Here is a 19,173-nt window from a genome sequence, read left to right as displayed (position 1 = left end):
CGGCAATCCGCGATTTCTCGGTGGTCATCCGACAGTCGGCGCTGATGGCGGCCCCGCCGCTGTTCAGGCCGGTGACGGTTCCCCGGCGGCCAGCCGCGCGGCATTGGCCGCTTGGTCGTCGGCGGCCTGCTGGGCCGCGCGCTCGGCTTCGACCCGCTGGGCGTAGTGCAGGATCTCCGCCTGTTCGCGCTCGGCGTCCCAGCCCAGGTGCGGCGCCGCCAGCCGCGCGGCTTCCGCCGCCGCCGCGAGTCCGCGGTCGGGCTGATCGATGGAGATCCTGGTGCGCCGGGTCAGGATGTCCACCAGTCGCAGCGCCCCCTCGTGGGTGACCGCGTAGACCACCTCGGCCCGCAGGTAGTCGGGTGCACCGGAGAGCGGTTCGGCCAGGTCCGGGCGCTCGGCGACGAGGTCGAACAGTTCACCGGCCAGAGCGCCGTAGCGGCGCAGCAGGTGTTCGACGGCGGCCGGGGCCAGTCCGGTACGGTTCGCGAGATCGCCGCGCTCGCGCCACATTTCGTCGTATCCCAGCGCACCCAGGAGCGGGATGTGCTCGGTCAGCGATTTCGGCGCGGCGCGCCCGAAGCCGCGGACCGCGGCGTCGACCACGTCGGCGGCCATCACCCGGTAGGTGGTGTACTTGCCGCCCGCGACGACGAACAGGCCGGGCGCGGGCTCGGCGACCGCGTGTTCCCTGGACAGCTGGGCGGTTTCGGCGGATTCTCCGGCCAGCAGGGGACGCAGGCCCGCGTAGACGCCCACGATATCGGCCACGGTCAGCGGCTCGGCGAGCATGGCGTTGACGCGCGTGAGCAGATAGTCGACGTCGGCCCGGCTCACCGCCGGGTGGGCGCGGTCGAGGTCCCAGTCGGTATCGGTGGTGCCGATGATCCAGTGCCGATCCCAGGGAATGACGAACAGGACGCTCTTCTCGGTGCGCATGATCAGCCCGCTGCCGAGGTCGAGCCGGTCGCGCGGGACGAGCAGATGGACGCCCTTGGACATGCGGACGGTGAACGGCGCGGGCACACCGGCGATGTGGTGCGTCTCATCGGTCCACACCCCGGTCGCGCCGATCACCCGCCGGGCCGCCACGGTGATCTCGGCGCCGGACTCCGCATCGCGCACCACCGCCCCGGTGACCCGCTCCCCGGCCCGGACCAGCTCGGTCACCCGCGCCCCGGTGAGCACCGTCGCGCCGTACTGGGCGGCGGTGCGGGCCAGTGTCATGGTGTGGCGCGCGTCGTCGACCTGCGCCTCGTGGAACTGGATACCGCCGACCATGGCCCGCGGGTCCAGTCCGCGCGCCGCGCGCAGCACGCCGGCGCGGGACAGATGCCGATGCGGGGGCAATTGCCGGGTCCGGCCGATCAGGTCGTAGAGCAGCACCCCCGCCCCCGCGTAGCCGCGTTCCCAGACCCGGTGTCGCAGCGGGAAGAGCAGCGGCACCGGGCGCACCAGGTGCGGAGCGAGCTTGTTCAACAGCAGCCTTCGCTCCTTGAGGGCCTCGAAGACCAGCTTGAAGTCGAGCTGCTCCAGATACCGCAGGCCACCGTGGATCAATTTGCTGGACCTGCTGGACGTGCCCGCTCCCCAATCCCGCGCCTCCACCAGAGCGACCGAGAATCCGCGCGACGCGGCATCGAGTGCGGCGCCCGCCCCGACCACGCCGCCGCCGATGACCAGCACGTCGAACTCATCGGTGGCCAGCTTGCGCAACGCGGTCGCGCGATAGTCGGGGCCGAGACGTGGGGCGGGCATTCCTTTTCTCCTTGGTAGCGGGGCGGATTCGCCGGACTGTCAGGCCTCGTCCTCGACCCAGTCGAAGGTCTTGGTGACGGCCTTCTTCCAGTTGCGGTACTCGGCTTCCCGGCGGGTCTCGTCCAGGGCCGGCTGCCACCGCTTGTCCTCGGCCCAGTTCGTCCGGATGGCGTCCTCGCTCTCCCAGAATCCGACGGCGAGACCGGCGGCGTAGGCGGCGCCGAGCGCGGTGGTCTCCGCGACGACCGGGCGAATGACCTCGACCCCGAGGATGTCGGCCTGGAACTGCATGAGCAGTTCGTTGACGACCATCCCGCCGTCCACCTTGAGCGAGGTGAGCGCGACGCCGGAGTCGGCGTTCATGGCGTCGATGACCTCGCGGGTCTGGAAGGCGGTGGCCTCCAGGACGGCCCGTGCGAGATGGCCCTTGTTGACGAAGCGCGTCAGCCCGACGATCGCGCCGCGGGCGTCGGAGCGCCAGTAGGGCGCGAACAGACCCGAGAAGGCGGGCACGAAGTACGCGCCGCCATTGTCCTCGACGGTCCGGGCGTGCTCCTCGATCTCGGCCGCCGAACCGATCATGCCGAGGTTGTCGCGCAGCCACTGCACCAGCGAACCGGTCACCGCGATGGCGCCCTCCAGCGCGTACACCGGCTTGGCGTCGCCGAGCTTGTAGCAGACCGTGGTCAGCAGGCCATTATTCGAGAGCACCTTGTCGGTTCCGGTATTGAGCAGCACGAAATTGCCGGTGCCGTAGGTGTTCTTGGCTTCACCGGGGGACAGGCAGGCCTGGCCGAAGGTGGCGGCCTGCTGGTCGCCGAGAATGCCCGCGATGGGCACGCCGGCCAGTGCGCCGCGGGCGCGCACCGTGCCGTAGACCTCGGAGGACGAACGGATTTCGGGGAGCAGCGACAGCGGCACGCCCATCTCCGCCGCGATCTCCGAATCCCATTGCAGCGTCTCCAGATCCATCAGCAGCGTGCGCGAGGCATTGGTCGGATCGGTGGCGTGCACGCCGCCGTCCGTGCCGCCGGTCATATTCCACAGGATCCAGGTGTCCATATTGCCGAAGGCCAGTTCGCCCGCCTCCGCGCGCTCCCGGGCGCCTTCGACATTGTCCAGAATCCATTTGATCTTCGGTCCGGAGAAGTACGTCGCCAGCGGCAATCCGGTCTTCTCCCGGTACCGTTCCTGCCCGCCGCCGAGCTGGCCCAGCTCCTCGGCGATGCGGTCGGTGCGGGTGTCCTGCCACACGATCGCGTTGTAGACCGGCTCCCCGGTGGCGCGATCCCAGACCACGGTGGTCTCGCGCTGATTGGTGATGCCGACCGCGGCGATGTCGGCCGCGGTGAGATCACCCTTGGCCAGTGCGCCGGCGACCACCGCGCGGGTGTTCTCCCAGATCTCGGCCGGATCGTGTTCCACCCAGCCCGCGCGCGGGAAGATCTGGCTGTGCTCGCGCTGGTCGACGGCGATGACCGTGCCCGCGTGGTCGAAGATCATGGCGCGGGTCGAGGTGGTGCCCTGGTCGATCGCTGCGACGTATCGTGACATGGGGTTTTCTCCTTCGGCGAAACTGTTTGGTGCTGCGCGTGATTCGATCAGAAGATGAGCTGCGAGACGAGTCCGGCCAGCACGCCGCCGATCACCGGGCCGACGACCGGGACCCAGGAGTAGGCCCAGTCACTGGATCCGGCCGCGGGTTCGGGCGCCGGTTCGGCGGCCGCGCCCAGGCTCGCGGAGTGCGCGTGGACCGGCTCCGGGGCGGTGCGCCGCAGCGGCAGCACCGCGTGCGCGATGCGCGGGCCGAGGTCGCGGGCCGGGTTGATGGCGTAGCCCGTCGGGCCGCCGAGCGAGGCGCCGAGGCCGACCACCAGCAGCGCGACCGCGAGCGGGCCGAGGCCGGAGGGCGTCTTCCCGAACGAGAGCACCACCAGGACCAGGATGAAGGTGCCGATCGCCTCGGTGGCGAGATTCCAGCCGTAGTTGCGGATGGCCGGGCCGGTCGAGAAGACGGCCAGCTTCTTGCCCTCGTCGGTCTCGGCGTCGAAATGCTGCTTGTAGGCCACGAATACCAGGCAGGCGCCGAGGAACGCGCCGAGTAGCTGGCCGGCCACGTAGACCACGGTCGATCCGAACGAGATGGCGACGCCCGGGGCGTACTCCTCGGCTCCGCTGCTCAGAATCCCCAGCGTCACCGCGGGATTGAGGTGCGCGCCGGACTTGAAGGCGACGTAGACGCCCGCCATGACGGCGAAGCCCCACCCGAAATTGATCAGCAGCCAGCCGCCGTCGGCGCCCTTGGACTTCGCCAGCAAGACATTGGCCACGACTCCGCCGCCGAGCAGTATCAGCACTCCCGTGCCGAACACCTCGCTGACGAAAACCTCTGCGAGACCCACGATTTCTCCAATCTTCCGTGGGGCGGTCCCGGGCCACGTTGCCCGGACCCTGAAAGTGCGCAGAACTCTACGGTGATGTGGCACACACTCAATCCGGTCGGTTCGACAATGCCGAACGCCCGATTCGACCGGATCTGCGCGCTACGCTGCCGAAAGGCACTATGACCTAGATCACATTGGCGAAGGTGCAGGTCACAATGGGGGCGGCGGCCGCGGGCCCCCGTCGGTTCGGCGTTCGACATTGTCGGACCCGCTCGGTGGAATACGTTGTCCGCTATGCCGGGCCCGGTGCAATCGATCGAGCGTGCGGGCGCGATGCTGCAATTGCTCGCCCGCAGTTCGAGCGGTCTCGGTGTCGGCGATATCGCCAGCTCGCTCGAACTCGCCAAGGGCACCGCGCACGGAATCCTGCGGACCCTGCAGGCCATCGGCTTCGTCGAACAGGACCGCGGCGGCGGGAAATACCGGCTCGGTACGGCGCTGCGGCGCCTGGGCGCCGGTCACCTGGATGCCAATGAACTGCGTTCCCGGGCGATCAACTGGGCCGACGCCCTCGCCGCGCGCAGCGGTGAGGCCGTCCGGATCGGTGTGGCGTCGCAGGACCGTGTGCTCGTGGTGCACCACGTATTCCGGCCGGACGACACCCCGCAGACCCTCGATGTGGGCGCGCTGCTGCCGCTGCACGCCACCGCGCTCGGCAAGATCCTGCTCGCCTACGACAGCGATCTCGCGACCCGGATCCGGGCGGGGAGGCTCGAATCGCTCACCCGCCGGACCGTGATCCAACCGGCGCTGCTCGCCAAATCGCTGGCGGAGGTCAGGGACAACGCGTGGGCCGGTGAATACGGCGAGCTGGAGCCCGGCGAGGCGAGCATCGCCGCCTCGATCCGCTCGCACGGCGGCCTGGTGGTCGGCGCGATCGGCATCTCCGGCGCCGCCGAACGGATCTTCCCGACCGGCCGAGGTCCGGACCCGGCGCTGCTCGGGTACGTGCGCGACGCCGCCCGCGCGGTGTCGCGGGATCTGGTCGAGAACAAGTAAATCCCGGGGCGCGAGGGCCCCGGTTCGCTCTACCCGCAGAAAGGCGCGCCCAATGACGCAGCGCTATGTGATGGCCATCGACCAGGGGACGACCTCGACCCGCTGCATAGTGTTCGACTCCGCCGGTCGGCTGGTCTCGGTGGCACAGCGCGAGCACCAGCACTACTTTCCCAAACCCGGCTGGGCCGAACAGGATGCGATGGAGATCTGGCGCAATGTCGATCGCATCATTCCCCGCGCGCTGCGCGACGCGGGTGTCGCCCGCGATCAGATCGTCGCGCTCGGCATCACCAATCAGCGCGAGACCAGCGTCGTCTGGGACCGCCACACCGGACATCCGGTGGGCAAGGCCATTGTGTGGCAGGACGTCCGCACCGCGGATCTGGTGCGGTCGCTGAGCGATCGGCCCGATGCGCACCGTGTGCCCGAGCTGAGCGGACTGCCCCTGGGCACCTACTTCTCCGCGCCCAAGCTGCGCTGGCTGCTCGACTCGGTCCCCGGACTGCGTGCCCGCGCCGAACGCGGCGATGTTCTGTTCGGCACCATGGAGACCTGGCTGATCTGGAATCTGACCGGCGGCGTCGACGGCGGCATCCACCTCACCGATGTCACCAATGCCAGCCGGACCCTGCTGATGAACCTCGAGACCCTCGAATGGGATCGGGAGTTGTTGTCCTTCTTCGATATTCCCCGAGCCATGCTGCCGGAGATCCGCTCCTCCAGCGAGGTCTACGGCGTCACGCGCCGCGTGGTGCCGGGCATCACCATCGCCGCCGCGCTCGGCGATCAGCAGGCGGCGCTGTTCGGGCAGACCTGTTTCTCCCGCGGGGACACCAAATGCACCTATGGCACAGGCGGTTTCCTGCTCATGAATACCGGCCGGTCGCCGGTCCGGTCGACCCATGGACTACTCACCACCGTCGGCTACCGCATCGGCGACGCACCGGCCATGTACGCGCTGGAGGGATCCATCGCCGTCACCGGCTCGCTGGTGCAGTGGTTCCGCGACGGGCTCGGATTGATTTCCAGCGCACCGGAAATCGAGACACTCGCCCGCACCGTCGACGACAATGGCGGCTGCTATATCGTGCCCGCCTTCTCCGGACTGTTCGCGCCGCACTGGCGCAGCGAGGCCCGCGGCATCATCGTCGGGCTCACCTCCTATGTCACCAAGGGGCACCTGGCCCGGGCCGTGCTCGAGGCCACCGCGTGGCAAACCCGTGAGGTCGTCGACGCCATGAACGCCGACTCCGGGCTGCAGGCGACCGCGCTCAAGGTGGACGGCGGCATGACCACCGATCACCTGCTCATGCAGTTCGTCGCCGATGTGCTCGACGTTCCGGTCAAGCGGCCCATGGTCATCGAGACCGTCTCCCTGGGCGCGGCCTACGCGGCCGGGCTGGCCGTGGGCTACTGGGCCGACCTCGAGGTGCTGCGCCGCAACTGGCACCGCGCGGCCGAATGGCAGCCGCAGGCGGATGCCGAACACGTGAAGGCCGAGTACGGCAACTGGAAGCGCGCCGTCGAACTCACCTTCGGGTGGTCCCAGCCGCCGAATTAGGGATGTCCTACAGTGCCTGAATCCCTTTCAGGACCGCGCGGAGCACGGCGAGATCGTCGGCGGCGTCCGGGCCGGCGGCGGGAGCGCGGAAGTCGAGGACGCCGTCGCCGATGAGATCCCCGACCAGGATCTTGGTCGCGGTGATCGGCAGCCGCAGCCGGGCGGCGATCTCGGCCACCGAGAGCGGCGAGCGAGTCAGCTCCACAATGGCCGCGTATTCGGGTTCGTGGCGGCGCAGCCTGCCCAGGCTCGAAGCCACCACCCGGGTGACCATGTCCACATCGGTGCGTCGGGTCCCGGAGCGGCCCCGGGTCACCGCGTAGAGCCGGACCACCGGCCCGGCGTCCTCGTCGTACCACGAATCCTGTGAATCGTTCATGTGTACTCGGGCTGTGCCGGAATTCGTTGCTGCCGTACGGGATCGGCCGTACCCATATCCAGGGCGGCGGTGGTGAGCGCGCGCGGGATCAGCACGACGGCTTTCACGCCGCCGTAGTCGGATTCCGCGAGCCGCACCGTAATACCGTGGCGCGCCGCCAGTTTCGCGACCACGAACAACCCGAGCCGGATATCTCCGGCCAGGGTCGCGACGCTGAAATCCGGTGGCTGCGCCAGCAGCGCATTGCGGGCGGCCCGGTCCTCCTCGGTCATGCCGAGGCCCTGATCGGAGATCTCGATGGCGATGCCCTTGCCGACCAGACCGCCGGTGACCTCGACGGGTGACTCCGGCGGGGAGAACGTGCTGGCATTGTCGGCCAGTTCTGCCAGGAGGTGGATGATATCGGTGACGGCGGGTCCGACGATCTGCGTGTCCGGCAGCTTCCGGACGTGAATTCTGGTGTAGTCCAGCGATTCCGCGGCCGCGCCGCGGACCACGTCGACCAGCGGCACCGGGTTGCGCCACTTGCGTCCCGGCTGTTCGCCGCCGAGCACGATGAGGTTCTCGGAGTTGCGCCGGGCCCGGGTCGCCAGGTGGTCGAGCTGGAACAGCAATTTCAGCCGGTCCGGTTCCGGTTCCTCCCGCTCGGCCTTGTCGAGCAGGGCCAGTTGGCGGTGCACCACGCCCTGGGACCGGTGGGCGATTTTCACGAATACCGCGTTCACGCCCGCCCGGGTCTTGGCCTCGGCCACCGCCGCGTCCACGGCCGCCCGGTGCGCGCGGTTGAAAGCGTCTGCGACGTGGCCGATCTCGTCGGACCCGAAGTCCAAGCGGTCGGCGTCCTGATCGAATTCCTCGCCGGCCGAGAGCCGGCGGATGGTGTCGGGCAATCGTTCATCGGCCAATTCCAGGGTGTCCCGGCGCAGCCGGCGCAGGCGCGCGATGAACTTGTTGGCCAGCACCAGCGCGCCGAGGAATGCCAGCAGTGCGAGCGAGAGCACGCCCGCCCCGGCGGACAGCGAGTTCCGGTTGAGTCGGTTGCCCTGTGCGGTCGCCTCGAAATGCGCGTCAACGCTTTGGTTTTCCCACAAGGTCAGCAGGTCTCGCCGGACCTTGCCCGCGACCTGCTGCCATTCGGTCAGCGTCAGCGGTAGCGGATCGGCGGATTCGCCGGAGGATCGGCCACCGCTGGGCGCGGTGACCGGGCCGCGCTTGATGAGGGCGTCCTCCTGGGCGCGTAGCCGCTGCCATTCAGTGCTGGCGGTGATCGCCTTCCATTGGTCGAGGTGCGCCCCCTGCAGCACCGACCCGACGTAGGCGACCTCGCCGCGGCCGTCGCCGATATATCCGGCCAGTTCCACCAGCAGTTCCGGCGACAGCTGCCCGGTGAGCATGACCAGGGAACCCAAACCGCTGGTCCGCGAAATGGATTCGGCGGCCCGCAGCGCATGGACCGACTTGTACAGTTCGACCGCGATATGGGATTCGGGCGCGACGTCCGCCGAGATAAGCCAGCCGTTGATGATGGCGGCGACCGCCATGCTGTAGGCGGTGAACGCCTCCGCGGCCGGAATCGTGCGCGCGTCGACGGCGGCCCGCAGGGCCGGCACCTTCTGGCCGACGCCGACCCGGAAGAACCCGTCCTTCAGGTCGGGCCGCAGCTCCGACAGCGCATTGGCCTGGGCCACCACCGCCGCGTATCCCGCATCGGATTGCTTGCGCGCCGCCGGCAAGGCGAATCCGGCCGAGTCGTCCCCGGCCAGGAACAACAGCGAAAGCCTGCGCTCCTCCTGGAACGCCTCGATCATCATGATCGACGGCCCGGAGGTGCCGCGCGCCAGTTCAGCGAACCGATTGGCCTCCCGGCCGCTCTGCACCAGGTAGGCGGATCCGCCGACCCCGATCGCGAGCAGCGCGATACTCGGAATGAGCACGATGACCAGCACTCTGGTCCGGACGCTGACAGCCGGCCGCCACCGTGCTGAGATCTTATGGAGGAATCTGCTGCCGATCACCGAATTCTCGCCTACTCACAGGTCTGGCTACCCGCCAGCGGTTCTCGCAAAGCTAGTCACTGAAACGCCACCCCCGCAACACTTTCGCCGATTACGGCCAGGAGCGCCGATGTGCGGAAACGGACTCGAGAAACGTTACAGAGTGCTATGTAATTTATATGAGTGCTCATGAGATTCCGGTTCCGTTGCCGGAGGGGTTCGATGTGACAGATCCGGGGCTGTGGGCGCAGCGAATACCCGACCGGGAACTGGGGGAGCTGCGGGCGGTCGCGCCGGTGTGGTGGAACCCGCAGCCGACGACGGTCGGCGGGTTCGCCGATACGGGGTTCTGGGTGGTCAGCAGGCATGCCGATGTGAAGGAGGTGTCCCGGCGCAACGACCTGTTCTCCAGTTACGAGAACACCGCTATTCCACGGTATGCCGACGATATGACGCGCGAACAGGTTGAGCTGCAGCGGTTGTCGATGATCAATATGGACGATCCGGAGCACGCGCGAATGCGGAGGGTGATTTCGAAGGGGTTCACCCCGCGGGCGGTGAACGGGTTGCGGGAGCGATTGTCGGAGCGCGCCAAGGACATTGTCGAGGCCGCGGCGGCGGCCGGCTCGGGGGACTTCGTCACCCAGGTGGCGTGTGAGTTGCCCTTGCAGGCCATTGCGGAACTGCTCGGGGTGCCGCAGGGCGATCGGCAGCGGTTGTTCCGGTGGTCGAACGAGGTGACGGGATACGACGATCCGGAGTACGCGCACATCGATCCGGTCGCCGCCGCCACCGAGATCCTGGGGTACGCGTGGAATATGGCCGAGCAGCGGCGGGCGCACCCGGCGGGGGATATCGTGACCGAGCTGGTGAACGCCGATATCGACGGGGAGGCACTGACTTCGGAGGAGTTCGGGTTCTTCGTCATGCTGCTGGCGGTGGCGGGCAATGAGACTACGCGCAATGCGATTACGCACGGAATGATCGCGTTCCTGGATCATCCCGGGCAGTGGGAGCTGTTCAAGCGTGAGCGTCCGCGGACCGCGGCGGACGAGATCATCCGCTGGGCCACGCCGGTCAGCTCGTTCCAGCGGACCGCCGTGGCCGATACCGAACTCGGCGGGGTGCGAATCCGCAAGGGGGACCGGGTGGTCATGGCGTATCGGTCGGCGAACTTCGACGCGGAGGTCTTCACCGACCCGTTCACCTTCGACATCCGGCGCGACCCCAATCCGCATCTGTCCTTCGGCGGTACGGGCGCGCACTACTGCGTCGGCGCGAACCTGGCGCGGCTGGAGGTGGAGTTGATCTTCGATGCCATTGCCGACCACCTGCCCGATATGGCCCGGCTGGGTGATCCGCGGCGGTTACGATCCGGATGGCTCAATGGCATCAAGGAGTTTCGGGTGGACTACCGGACCGGGCGATGAAGGTCGACCTGCAACTGGACGGGCGGCTGGAGGACTCCGCCGAGCGGGCCCGGGCCCTGATCGCGCTCGGCGCGGACGGGCTGTTCACCTTCGAAGGCCCCAATGACGTATTCCTGCCGCTGGCACTGGCTTCCCAGGCGGTCACGGCGGATCTGATGACCAATATCGCCGTCGCGCTGCCGCGCAGCCCGCTGCACCTGGCGCATCTCGCCTACGATCTGCACACCCTCAGCAAGGGCCGGTTCCGGCTGGGGCTGGGGTCACAGGTCAAGGCGCACATCGAAAGACGTTACGGCGCCGAGTGGTCCGATCCGGTCGGCCGGATGCGGGAGACCGTGCTGGCCGTCCACGCCATCTTCGACGCGTGGGAAGGCCGGTCCCCCTTGCGATTCGAGGGCCGCTACACCCGGCACACGCTGATGCCCCCGATGTTCGACCCGGGCCCGCATCCCTACGGCCGACCCGAGATCTGCCTGGGCGCACTGGGTCCGCGCATGACACGCACCGCCGCCGAAGTCGCCGACGGGCTGCTGGTGATGCCGTTCAACAGCGCCCGGCACTTTCGCGAGCGCACCCTCCCCGCGGTCGCCGATGGGCTCGCGCGCGCCGGTCGGGAACGCGCGCAACTGCGGATCTACCCGCAGATCATCGTCGGCGTAGGCCGGACATCGGAGGAATTGGCGGCCGCCGCCCGCGGGGTGCGGGGCCTGCTGGCGTTCTACGGCTCGACCGCGGCGTACCGGCCGGTACTGGAGGTCGAAGGCCGCGCGGAGCTGCAACCCGAACTCGCCGCCCTGGCCCGCCGCGGCGCCTACGCCGACATGACGGCGTTGATCGACGACAAGATGCTGGAAACGCTGGCGGCATACGGCACCCCGGAGCAGTGCGCCGCCACGATTCTCGAGCGCTTCGGCGAGCATGCGGACCGCGTGTGCTGCTACTTCCCGGGATACACGGCGCGCGACGAGCACATTGCGGACCTCATTCGATTACTGCATGCGGCTCAACCGATTTCGCCGTAGCGCCACTGAAATCGACGCAACTGCTCGGCGGAGCTACAGCGGTGACCTCGCTCCGCGATATCACCCCGTGAGGAGCACGTGGCATTGCGCGGCGTCGTGCTGCGGGCGGCTTCGCTGCTGCGATGTCGCCCCTCGGCTGGAGGGTGTGGCATTGCGCGGCGTCGTGCTGCGGGCGGCCTCGCTCCCGCGACGTCGGCCCCGCGCGTGGCGTGCGTGGCAATGCGCAGCGCATCTCACGCGTCGGGGTGCGTCGCCATGGCGTGCAGCGCATCCGCCAGTTTCTCGGCGAAGCCGTCGCGCACATCGCCGCCGCGTGACAGTGCATGGAAAGTTGTTGCGCCGGAGAGGATTTCGAACATCACCTCCGGATCGGCCCCGGGCGGGATCCGCCCATCGGCGACCGCATTGCCGAGCAGCGCGGCGAATGCGTCGCGGACCGGTGTGCCGATGGCGAGCAGGCGCTGACGGGCTTCCTCGGTCTGGGAGTCCGCCAGCAGTCCCGGCACTCCGGCGCGGGCGGCCGGGCTGGCCGCCCGCGCGAGGAAGATCTGTGCCCAGGTGCGCAGGTCCGCCCGCAGATCCCCGGTCGGTTCCGGTAGCTCATGCCCGCCCGGGCCGTGCACCGCCTCTTCGAGCAGGGCCTCCCGGGTGGGCCAGCGGCGATAGATCGCGGGCGTATTGACCCCGGCCCGCCGCGCGATGGCCACCACGGTGGCCTGCCGATACCCGACCTCGGCCAGCAGTTTTCGCGCGGCCACGAGCACGGCGAGGTCCTTGTCGCTGTCGCGGGGCCGTCCCGGCCGCGGGCGCTGCGCTGCGGTCATCGCTGCATCGTACGTCGGTCGAGCCACCGGATTCCGCTGCCCGACGGCTTTCGCGACTCCTCGTGCACCCGCCCCGACCTGCGCGGCGGCCGTCGCTCGAGAAAGTCGCGAACCCCTTCCGCGGCATCCGGACTGCGCATCACCCGCCGATGCAGCTCGGTCGCGAGTTCCTCCATCGCATCCGGGACGAGGTTGTACCGCGCGGAATCCCACAGCGCGCGCTGCGCTGCGGTCATTGCTGCATCGTGCGTCGACCCAGCCGCCGGGCATCGCCGTGCGACCGTGCCAGTGCCGTCCGTCATGACCGCTCGTATTCGCGGTGGCGGCCTGTGGATTCGCCGCCCGCTGGGATCGAGAGCTCTCGCCATTCGGCGTTCAGGCGTGCCGACCAGTGCGGCGGCCGCCGCTCGAGGAACGCTCGCACCCCTTCCGTGGCATCCGGACTGCCCATGACTCGCCGATGCAGCTCGGTCTCGAGCTGCTCGACCTCATCCGGACCGAGATTGTGGCGCGCGGTATCCCACAGCGCGCGCTTGCACAGGGCCGCGGACATCGGGGCGACATGGGTGGCGATATCGCGGGCCATCTCCAGCGCGGCCGGGAGCACCTCTGCGGCGGGCAGTGCGAGACTCGCCAATCCGAGCTGGACCGCGCGCTCGGCGTTGAAAGTACGCCCGGTCAGCATGATTTCGGCGGCGGCCGCCATCCCGGCCAGCCGCGGCAGTGTCCAATGCGACATCGCATCGGGGATGACCCCGAGCCGCACTTGCCGTATGGCGTAATCGGACTCGGTCGCCATGATCCGAATGTCGGCTTGCAGAGCCAAGGTCAGCCCGATCCCGATGGCGTGCCCGTTGATGGCGGCGATCACCGGCTTGCGCAGGTCGAAGGCCGGCGGGTGCACGGGGGAGGCGCTGAACCCGGGACTGTGAGCGGCCCGAAAGGTTTCGCCCCGATCGGAGAGATCGGCGCCCGCACAGAACGCCGGGGGCGTACCGGTCAGCACGATCGCCCGCACCGCGTCGTCGCTGTCCAAGGCGCGGTAGTACTCACCCAGCGCGCTGCCCATCTCCGGCGTGAACGCATTGCGGCGCTCGGGCCGATCGAGGGTGAGAACCGCGACTCCGCCGTCGATTTCGAGCCGTACCGCGGTCATGTGTCCTCCTCATCCAGTGCGACGGCCTGACTCTATTACGTAATACCTTGTAATGTAATGGGAGTCGGCGCCGCTATCGGGACGCGCGGTGGAAGGTTCGGCGGTAGGCGATGGGGGAGACGCCCAGGACTGCCGAGAGATGCTGGCGGAGAGCCGCTCCGGTGCCGAAGCCCGCGGCGGCGGCCACCTGGTCGACGGGGAGGTCGGTGGTTTCCAGGAGGCGGCGGGCGTGGTCGAGGCGTTGCTGGGTCAGCCATTGGCCGGGTGGCATTCCGACCTCGTCGCGGAAGCGGCGGCAGAAGGTGCGGACGCTCATGCGGGCGTGAGCGGCCAGTTCGGCGAGGGTCAGGGGGCGGCTCAGTTGCCGGAGGGCCCATTCGCGGGTGGCGGCGGTGGTGGACGCGGTGGGCTCGGGGACGGGCCGTTCGATGAATTGGGCCTGGCCGCCCGCGCGCCAGGGCGGGACGACGCAGAGGCGGGCGACGCGGTTGGCCACCTCGCTGCCGTGATCGCGGCGCAGCAGGTGCAGGCAGAGGTCGACGCCGGCGGCCACGCCCGCCGCGGTGAGGACGCGGCCGTCATCGATGAACAGGACGTCGGGGTCCACCCGCACCTGCGGGAAGGCCCGCTGGAAGTGGGCCGCCTCGTTCCAATGGGTGGTGGCGGGACGATTGTCGAGCAGGCCGGCGGCGGCGAGCACGTAGGAGGCGGTGCAGATGGAGACGATGCGGGCCTCGGGGCGCAGCAGGCGCAGCGCCGCGGCCAATTCGGTTGGCAGCCAGTTGCGTTGCTGACTGTCGCCGCAGGTGAAGGGCGGGATCACCAAGGTATCGGCGGTGGTGAGGATTTCGGCGTCGTGGGCGACCGCGACGGTGAAATCGGCGCTGGTGCGCACCGGTTCGCCGTCGAGGGTGCAGGTGCTGACCCGGTAGAGCGGGCTGTCGTCGGCGGCCGCGGCGGTACCGAAGATGCGGACAGGGATGCTCAGCTCGAACGGGTAGACCCCGTCCAGGGCCAGGACGACGACGTGGTGCATTGGCAAGATCCTTCCAGATATTGGCATCCTTGCCACTCGCCCGCGGAGCGCGGATGCGGAAATCTGTTCCGTGAGCGGCTGATCGATCGACGAACAGCCCGGAGAACAGGAGTAATGCGATGCGCGCAATCGGTCAGGACACGTTCGGCGGGCCCGAGGTGCTGCGGGTGGTCGAGGTGGAGCGGCCGGAGCCCGGACCGGCGGAGGTGCTGGTGCGGGTGCATGCGGCCGGGGTGAATCCGACCGATTCCTGGCATCGGTTCAATGGCGGGCTGGCGGCGCGGATCGTGCGGCTGGGCTGGGACGTGTCCGGTGTGGTCGAGGCGGTCGGGCCGGGGGTCACGTTGTTCGCGCCCGGGGACGAGGTGTTCGGGCTGCCGCGGCATCCGCTGCCCGCGGGAACCTATGCGGAGTACGTGGTTTCGCCCGCGCGGCATCTGGTGCGCAAGCCGGCGGGGCTGTCGCACGTGCAGGCGGCGGCACTGCCCCTAGCGGCGCTCACCGCCTGGCAGGCGCTGGTGGATGTGGCGGATGTGCAAGCGGGACAGCGGGTTCTGATTCATGCGGCGGCCGGTGGCGTGGGGCATCTGGCGGTGCAGATCGCCAAGGCGCGCGGGGCGTATGTGATCGGGACGGCGCGGGCGGCCAAGCACGATTTCCTGCGCGAGCTCGGCGCGGACGAGGTGATCGATTACACCGCGGTGGATTTCGCGGAGGTGGTCGGCGAGGTCGACGCGGTGATCGACACCATCGGTGGCGAGTACGGCCCGCGGTCGCTGCGCACCCTGCGCGCGGGCGGCATCGTCGTCTCGCTCGCCTCGCCCGCGGAGGCGCGGCTGGCCGAGGCGGCCGAGCCGCTGGGATTGCGGGCGCGGTTCATGATCGTGGAAGCGGATCGGGCCGGGATGCGGGAGATCGCGGCGCTGGCCGGATCCGGTCGATTGACGCCGCGCATCGAGACCGTGCTGCCGCTGGAGCTGGCGGGCAAGGCGCACGAAATCGCGGACAGCGGAAGGACTTCCGGGAAGATCGTGCTCTCGGTCGTGGACTGAGGACCGCGGCGCGGCTCGGCTGGCAGGTCATGATCGGCGACACCGTGGCAGAGTGATCGCCGTGGTGGCACGGCGATTGGCGGCGGCGAACGTATTACTGGCCGGCGTGCTGCTGCTCGTCGATCTCGCGACGGTGGTGCTGGTGTGGCGCGGGGGAGTGCCGGTCGCGTTTCCCGGCGAGCCGCACGCCGCCGGTGCGGAGGTGACGTTCGTCTGGGCCTCCGCGGGCGGAGCACCGCTGGTAGCGGCATACCTGGCCGCCCTCGCGGCCGCCGTCACCCCGAGCATGTTGCTGGCCAGGCGATTCGACCGCATGCGGGGCGCAGGGCTGGTGTGGCTGGGCGTGGCGCTGCTGCCCCTCGCCGGAGCGCTGGCCCTGCTGCAATGGTCCCTGTATCCGCTGTTCCTGGACACCACCTGCGGGATCTGCGACGCCATCACCTACGAGGCCGCACCGGGGCCCGGGTGGTACCGGCCGGCGCGGATAGCTCTGATGGCGCTGCTGACGCTGTGTTTCATGGGTGCGGTGGCGCTGGCGTGCTCGCCCGCCATGACCCGCCGCCTGCACGCCGCCGCCGCTCCCGTGCCCCGGCGGCCGGGCGCCGCCACGGTGGCCGCCATCGGCCTGACCGTGCTGGCGGTGTGCGCGACGCTGCTGGCGGCGACGGTCGTGCCCATTGCCACCACCGCCCAGCAGCACCAGCGCACCGGTGAACTGGTGCGGGTCGATTCCGGCACTCAGATCATGACGTATGTGGTCGCGGTGCTCGCCGTCGTCTTCGCCATGGGGACGCTGCGTCAGGCGCAGGCGCTGTGGCGGGGCAATGCCGCGGCGGCGCCGATGCTGACGCTGTCCGGGCTGAGCCTGCTGCTGTGGTCGGGACTGCTGGGCATGTTGTTGCTGCTGACCCCGAAGGGCGGGATCCTGCCCACCGGCTGGCGGGTCGAGGTCGATCCGTCCTGGTTGCCGGAAGTGCACGGCGCGGTGGTGTGCGCGGCGCTGGCGGCGCTGGCCGTGGCGGGCGTGGCCCTGCTCTGGCCGACCACGCTGAGCTGGATCACCCGCCCCGACCCGCGGTAATGGCACGGCCGGCACCGGTTGTGGCGTGGTCATGTTCACGTCATGGCCTCCGGCGCGTCGCTCATGTGTCCATCAGGCGCTCTTGCCACGTTCACGAGACTGCCCTAGCCTCCGGTCTTCGTGAGGACTAGCGCGGAGATCGAACCGCGAAGAGATGTACGCGTGTGGGGGGCGATCACCGCGCTCGGAGTCGTCGCCGGATATCTGGCGGTATTGCTGGCCGACGCCCGGCACTACTACACCGATGACACCGAAGCGCAGTACGCGCCGATGTGGGTGCTGCTGGGGACGGAACTACGGGAGGGGCGGTTCCCGGCGCTGGTGCCGTGGGAGTGGATGGCGGGCAACTACTCGCTGGAAGAGGCGGCGCTGCTGAATCCGCCGCAGCTGCTGGTCTATCTGATCGCGCCGTCGGTGAACAATCTGGCGATCTACGCCACGGTGGTGAAGCTGGTCTTCTCGATCATCGCGGGCCTCGGGGTATACCGGGTGTGCCTCGCGTATGTGGCGAAACCGGCATGGGGCGCCGTGGCGGGCATTGCGTTTCCGCTGAGCGGATGGTTCCTGTTCTTCGATCAGGCCAGCTGGTTCACCTCGCAGACGGGCACCACGTGGCTGCTGCACGCGTGGGCCTCGGCGGTGCTCTACGCGCGCGGCAAGAGCGGGCCGATTCCGGTCTTCGTCTTCCTCTGGCTGACCTTGACCATCCAGTACGTGTTTCCGGGAGTGGAAGCCGCGCTGATGATTCTGGCGGTGGTGGCCGGTGAGGTCATCCATCAGCGGGGCTGGGCGGGGCCGCTGCGGCTGGCGCTGGCGGCCGGGTGCGCCGGACTCGCGGGGCTGATCGCGAATCTGCCGCTGCTGCTGTCTTCTCAGGTGACCTGGCGCGGTGATGCGCGCATCCGCAACGAGTCCTTCCTGACGGTGCCGTGGTCGGAGTCGCTGAATGCCAGTCTGCCCAGCACCACACCGGCTTTCGAGGGCTGGTGGGGTTTCGTGCAGCCGTTGCCCATGGTGTACATCGCCTGGTTCCTGATTCCCGCCCTGGCCTTCATCGATTGGCCGGCGGTGTGGCGGCATGCGCGGGAGTACAGCGGGATCGCCGTCTTCGCGGGCGGCATGCTGATGTGGACCGCCGGACCCGGTGCGGTGGGTCCGCTGCGCTGGCCGGCGCGCGTGCTGCCGCTGGTGGCCGTCGGGCTGCTGGTGCTGGTGTGCGTATTGCTCAGCCGCCATGGCGATTTCAAGTCCGCGCGCCGTCGCGAGATCGCGGCCGCGGTCCTGATCGGCCTGCTGTTCGTGCGATCGTTCTCGGCCGCACCGGATCTGTGGCTGCGGCATCTGATCGCGGTCGCCGCGGTGGCGGCCCTCGGCGCCGCCGTACTCTGGGCTGCCAGGTTCCGGGGCACCGTCCTGGCGTGCACCCTGACCATCCTGGCCATGTTCCCCATTGCCTTCGCGCAAGTGGAGGCCGCCCCCGAAACCCCACTGTCCTACCACTTCCCGGAAAAGCGCTCGGATATGGCCGCCGCCTTCCCCGACTTCCCGGGCCTCACCCTCCAGCTGGCCGACCGCGCCATGATCGCCCCCGCAGACCGCAGCCTCGACCGCGCCTACGGTTCCCTCTCGGTCGGCAGCTACGCCAAGGCTTTCGGCCCCCGCTACGTCAACGCCTACACCCCCGTCGGCCACGCCGCCTTCAGCGCCCTGCTGTGCATGGCCTGGGACGGCAGCACCTGCCCCGACGCCGCCCGCCGCGCCTTCGACATCGAACCCACCACGGGCGCAAGGATTGTCGACCTGATGAAGGTCGACCGCGTGGTCCTGCACCGCGCCCAGTACCCCCATGCCGGCGCCGACCCGGCCCCCACCGGCTGGAAATGGGCGCCCTATCCGGGCCGCGAACGCTTCATCGCCGTCCTGGAACGCGAAACCGGCCTGATCTCCGACACCAACGGCGCCATCGCCCACGCCGAGGACGTCACCGTCACCGCCGCCACCACCGACGGCTCCACCGCCGAGGCCCGCGTCACCTCCGCCACCGGCGGCCGCGTCGTCTTCTCCCGCCTGGCCTGGCCCGGCCACCGAGTCACCTTGAACGGCACCGAAATCCCGTACACCACCCTCGCCGGCAGCTTCCTGGCCGTCGATATCCCCGCCGGCACCACCAATGCCGACCTGACCCTCACCTGGATGCCCCCCGGCTGGGAAATCGGCCTGACCACCGCCACCGCCGGCCTCACCGGCCTGGGCTTCCTGCACTGGGCCTACCTCCGCACCCGCCGCCGCACCCACGAACTTCCCTTCACAGACCTCCCCCCGGCCGCCCACGAGACCGTCCCCCGCGGCGAACCCGTCACCGCCAGCAAGGCATAACCCCAGGTCATCCCCCGCGCCACCAGGCGATTTCAGTTTTCCCGACACCCCGGGGTAGTGT

16 protein-coding genes are annotated in these 19,173 nt (G+C 69.3%); 7 read left to right on the top strand and 9 right to left on the bottom strand.

Going from position 1 to position 19,173, the window contains the following annotated elements; genetic code table 11:
- Positions 1 to 63 precede the first annotated feature (63 nt).
- Genes ACYQ5L_RS30765 through ACYQ5L_RS30755 form a run of 3 tightly spaced genes read right to left on the bottom strand, consistent with a single transcriptional unit; the run spans position 64 to position 4,160 of the window.
- Positions 64 to 1,758, bottom strand: coding sequence for a glycerol-3-phosphate dehydrogenase/oxidase (locus ACYQ5L_RS30765; protein ID WP_459961719.1), 1,695 nt, complete (start codon positions 1,756 to 1,758; stop codon positions 64 to 66).
- Between the two features lie 39 nt (positions 1,759 to 1,797).
- Entirely contained in the window at positions 1,798 to 3,312 is a 1,515-nt protein-coding gene (gene glpK / locus ACYQ5L_RS30760; protein WP_459961718.1) for a glycerol kinase GlpK, read from the bottom strand.
- Positions 3,313 to 3,359: 47 nt separating this feature from the next.
- Positions 3,360 to 4,160, bottom strand: a complete 801-nt coding sequence (locus tag ACYQ5L_RS30755) for an MIP/aquaporin family protein (protein WP_459961717.1) — start codon at positions 4,158 to 4,160, stop codon at positions 3,360 to 3,362.
- Between the two features lie 276 nt (positions 4,161 to 4,436).
- Here ACYQ5L_RS30755 and ACYQ5L_RS30750 point away from each other — a divergent pair, with 276 nt between their 5' ends.
- Complete coding sequence (locus ACYQ5L_RS30750; RefSeq protein ID WP_459961716.1) at positions 4,437 to 5,201, top strand: IclR family transcriptional regulator; 765 nt, start codon at positions 4,437 to 4,439, stop codon at positions 5,199 to 5,201.
- 52 nt (positions 5,202 to 5,253) lie between these two features.
- A complete protein-coding gene (gene glpK, locus ACYQ5L_RS30745) occupies positions 5,254 to 6,762 on the top strand; it encodes a glycerol kinase GlpK (RefSeq protein ID WP_459961715.1) in 1,509 nt (502 codons plus the stop codon).
- A gap of 7 nt (positions 6,763 to 6,769) precedes the next feature.
- Here the strand turns inward: glpK (ACYQ5L_RS30745) and ACYQ5L_RS30740 are convergent, their stop codons facing one another.
- Positions 6,770 to 7,141: a DUF742 domain-containing protein gene (locus tag ACYQ5L_RS30740; protein ID WP_459961714.1), complete on the bottom strand. Its 372-nt coding sequence runs from the start codon at positions 7,139 to 7,141 to the stop codon at positions 6,770 to 6,772.
- Positions 7,138 to 9,087 (bottom strand): sensor histidine kinase, encoded by a 1,950-nt coding sequence (locus ACYQ5L_RS30735; protein WP_459961713.1) that lies wholly within the window; start codon positions 9,085 to 9,087, stop codon positions 7,138 to 7,140. The genes ACYQ5L_RS30740 and ACYQ5L_RS30735 overlap by 4 nt, the downstream gene beginning before the upstream one ends.
- 227 nt (positions 9,088 to 9,314) lie before the next feature.
- On the opposite strand from ACYQ5L_RS30735, the gene ACYQ5L_RS30730 reads away from it, so the two are divergent.
- Together ACYQ5L_RS30730 and ACYQ5L_RS30725 are read left to right on the top strand one after the other, a co-directional pair.
- Entirely contained in the window at positions 9,315 to 10,565 is a 1,251-nt protein-coding gene (locus ACYQ5L_RS30730; RefSeq protein WP_459961712.1) for a cytochrome P450, read from the top strand.
- Complete coding sequence (locus ACYQ5L_RS30725) at positions 10,562 to 11,587, top strand: TIGR03617 family F420-dependent LLM class oxidoreductase (RefSeq protein WP_459961711.1); 1,026 nt, start codon at positions 10,562 to 10,564, stop codon at positions 11,585 to 11,587. The genes ACYQ5L_RS30730 and ACYQ5L_RS30725 overlap by 4 nt, the downstream gene beginning before the upstream one ends.
- A 233-nt stretch (positions 11,588 to 11,820) precedes the next feature.
- Here the strand turns inward: ACYQ5L_RS30725 and ACYQ5L_RS30720 are convergent, their stop codons facing one another.
- The 4 genes from ACYQ5L_RS30720 to ACYQ5L_RS30705 form a co-directional block, all read right to left on the bottom strand.
- A complete protein-coding gene (locus tag ACYQ5L_RS30720; RefSeq protein ID WP_459961710.1) occupies positions 11,821 to 12,411 on the bottom strand; it encodes a TetR/AcrR family transcriptional regulator in 591 nt (196 codons plus the stop codon).
- Positions 12,408 to 12,647: a hypothetical protein gene (locus ACYQ5L_RS30715; protein ID WP_459961709.1), complete on the bottom strand. Its 240-nt coding sequence runs from the start codon at positions 12,645 to 12,647 to the stop codon at positions 12,408 to 12,410. The genes ACYQ5L_RS30720 and ACYQ5L_RS30715 overlap by 4 nt, the downstream gene beginning before the upstream one ends.
- A 62-nt stretch (positions 12,648 to 12,709) precedes the next feature.
- The gene (locus tag ACYQ5L_RS30710; RefSeq protein WP_459961708.1) at positions 12,710 to 13,567 is read right to left on the bottom strand and encodes an enoyl-CoA hydratase/isomerase family protein; all 858 of its coding nucleotides are present in this window, start codon (positions 13,565 to 13,567) and stop codon (positions 12,710 to 12,712) included.
- A 73-nt stretch (positions 13,568 to 13,640) separates the two neighbouring features.
- On the bottom strand, positions 13,641 to 14,603 hold the full coding sequence (locus tag ACYQ5L_RS30705; protein WP_459961707.1) for a GlxA family transcriptional regulator: 963 nt from the start codon (positions 14,601 to 14,603) through the stop codon (positions 13,641 to 13,643).
- Positions 14,604 to 14,722: 119 nt separating this feature from the next.
- Between ACYQ5L_RS30705 and ACYQ5L_RS30700 the strand changes: the two genes are divergently transcribed.
- From ACYQ5L_RS30700 to ACYQ5L_RS30690, 3 genes are all read left to right on the top strand, one after another.
- The gene (locus tag ACYQ5L_RS30700) at positions 14,723 to 15,655 is read left to right on the top strand and encodes an NADP-dependent oxidoreductase (protein ID WP_459961706.1); all 933 of its coding nucleotides are present in this window, start codon (positions 14,723 to 14,725) and stop codon (positions 15,653 to 15,655) included.
- Positions 15,656 to 15,707: 52 nt separating this feature from the next.
- Positions 15,708 to 16,736, top strand: coding sequence for a hypothetical protein (locus ACYQ5L_RS30695; protein WP_459961705.1), 1,029 nt, complete (start codon positions 15,708 to 15,710; stop codon positions 16,734 to 16,736).
- Between the two features lie 162 nt (positions 16,737 to 16,898).
- A complete protein-coding gene (locus ACYQ5L_RS30690; RefSeq protein ID WP_459961704.1) occupies positions 16,899 to 19,112 on the top strand; it encodes a hypothetical protein in 2,214 nt (737 codons plus the stop codon).
- Positions 19,113 to 19,173: the final 61 nt, after the last annotated feature.

It is taken from the genome of Nocardia sp. IFM 10818, from assembly GCF_054655275.1.
The sequence above is the reverse complement of the archived record's forward strand: the minus strand, read 5'-3'. Positions and strand labels throughout refer to the sequence as shown.